The 2,230-nt window shown below is 64.3% G+C and carries 3 protein-coding genes; 1 reads left to right on the top strand and 2 read right to left on the bottom strand.

All coding sequences use genetic code 11. The annotated features are described in order from the left end of the window. On the top strand, positions 1–675 hold a 675-nt coding region (locus X803_RS0115095; RefSeq protein WP_026545782.1), incomplete at its 5' end, for a polyphosphate--glucose phosphotransferase. A 53-nt stretch (positions 676–728) separates the two neighbouring features. Here X803_RS0115095 and nrdR read toward each other — a convergent pair. Then, positions 729–1,229 (bottom strand): transcriptional regulator NrdR, encoded by a 501-nt coding sequence (gene nrdR, locus X803_RS0115100; protein ID WP_026545783.1) that lies wholly within the window; start codon positions 1,227–1,229, stop codon positions 729–731. Between the two features lie 169 nt (positions 1,230–1,398). After that, on the bottom strand, positions 1,399–2,230 hold an 832-nt coding region (gene hisD, locus X803_RS21635), incomplete at its 5' end, for a histidinol dehydrogenase (RefSeq protein WP_035779334.1).

Raw genomic sequence — 2,230 nt, forward strand, 5'->3', positions numbered from 1 at the left:
CCTGCCACACCGGAGGCAGTGGCGGTTGTCGTCGCCGACATCGTGGCGGAACTGTCCACCCGTGAGGGCGCGCCTCCCACTTCCCTTCCGATTGGGGTCACTTTTCCCGCAATTATCCAGCATGGCGTGGCACGCTCAGCGGCGAATGTTGACGACAGCTGGATAGACACCGACGTCGATGCCCTGTTCACCAGGGTGCTCGGGCGGGACGTGCATGTCATCAACGACGCCGATGCCGCGGGCCTCGCTGAGGTCCAGTACGGTGCGGGCAAGGGCGTCAACGGGACGGTGCTGGTGATCACTCTGGGCACCGGAATCGGCTCCGCCTTCATTTTTGACGGCAAACTGGTGCCGAACGCGGAACTCGGCCACCTGGAAATTGACGGGCATGATGCCGAGACCCAGGCCTCGGCCGTGGCCCGCGAACGGCTGGGGCTGAGCTGGGACGAGTATTCAGTCAAGCTGCAGCGGTACTTTTCACATGTCGAGTTCCTGTTTTCCCCGGAACTGTTCATCGTGGGCGGCGGGATCTCGAAGCGCAGCAAGGATTTCCTCCCCAACCTGTCGCTGCGCACCCCGATCATCCCCGCCGAACTGCGTAATCACGCAGGAATTGTGGGAGCCGCCCTGCAGGCTGCACTCCACTTCAAGAGCGAGCCGGTCGAGGCCGGCTAAATGATTGGTGCCGGTGGTGGCAGCGGCTTCCCCTCCGCAGCCACCACCGGAGATCAGGTGGCCGTCAGCGGCCGCTGGGTGCCGGCGGGAACCTTGCCGGCAGCATGCTCCGCTTCGCGGCGGAGTTTTTCGATTGCTTTCTCGAAGTCCTCGAGGGAATCAAACCCCTGGTACACGCTGGCAAAGCGCAGATACGCTACCTGGTCCAGCTTCTGCAGCGGGCCGAGGATCGCCAGACCCACCTCATGGGCATCGATTTCCGCTACCCCGCTCGCGCGGATTGACTCCTCGACTTCCTGCGCCAGCAGAGCCAGGTCATCTTCAGTGACCGGCCGGCCCTGGCATGCCTTGCGCACGCCGCTGATGACCTTGCTGCGGCTGAAGGGCTCGGCAACACCCGAGCGCTTGATCACGGCCAGGCTGGTTGTCTCCACCGTGGTGAAGCGCTTGCCGCATTCGGGGCACTGCCTCCGGCGACGTATGGCTGATCCGTCATCGGTCAACCGGCTGTCAACTACCCGGGAGTCGGCACTGCGGCAGAACGGACAGTACATTCCACCCTCGTCTCGGCTAGGCGACTACAGTATGTCGATCGGACCCACGGAACCGCTTGAAGCGGGGCCGTGGGACCATTCTAAGACTAGATGTAGTGAAACTACAACAGTGTCATTACTACATATGGTGGTTTGAGTTCGCGCTCGGAGAGGGCCCGGGCGGGATCAGTCAGGGGAAGCGCACCTGCACAGCGTCGCCGTGTCCGGGAAGATCTTCCGCCTGTGCCAGCTGCACGACGTGCCGGCTTACCTCCTGCAGCGCGTCAGCGCTGTAATCAATAACCTGCATCGCCCGCAGGAAGGTGTAAACGCTGAGCCCCGAGGCAAACGCCGCTGTGCCCGCAGTGGGGAGCACATGGTTGGAACCGGCACAGTAGTCCCCCAAACTCACAGGGCTGTACTCGCCGACGAAGACCGCCCCCGCATTCCGTATGCGGGCAGCGACGGCCGCTGCGTCTGCGGTGTGGATTTCAAGGTGCTCGGCGGCGTAGGCGTCACACACGGTCACTCCGTGGTCGATGTCGTCAACGAGGATGGTGCCCGACTGCGGTCCGGTCAGGGCGGTCTCCACCCGTTCGCGGTGCCTGGTGGAAGCCACCTGCACCGACAATTCGGCGCGTACGGCCGCCGCAAGCTCAACCGACGGGGTGATCAGCACCGACGCAGCGTTCGGGTCGTGTTCGGCCTGGCTGATGAGGTCAGCCGCCACCAGCCTTGGCTGGGCCGTACGGTCCGCCAGTACGGCGATTTCCGTGGTGCCTGCCTCCGCGTCGATACCGACCACGCCCTTGACCAACCGTTTGGCGGTGGCGACGTAGATGTTCCCGGGGCCGGTCACCACATCCACCGGCTCGATCGGATTCCGGTTTCCATCCCCGGCGACACCGTAGGCGAACGCCGCGATGGCCTGCGCCCCGCCGATGCCATACACCTCGTTGACGCCCAGCAGTTCAGCCGCCGCCAGGATGACCGGGTGCGGCAGCCCGCCGAAGTCCTTGTGC

The sequence above is a fragment of the Arthrobacter sp. 35/47 genome (assembly GCF_000520475.1).
GTDB classification, from domain to species: domain Bacteria; phylum Actinomycetota; class Actinomycetes; order Actinomycetales; family Micrococcaceae; genus Arthrobacter_D; species Arthrobacter_D subterraneus.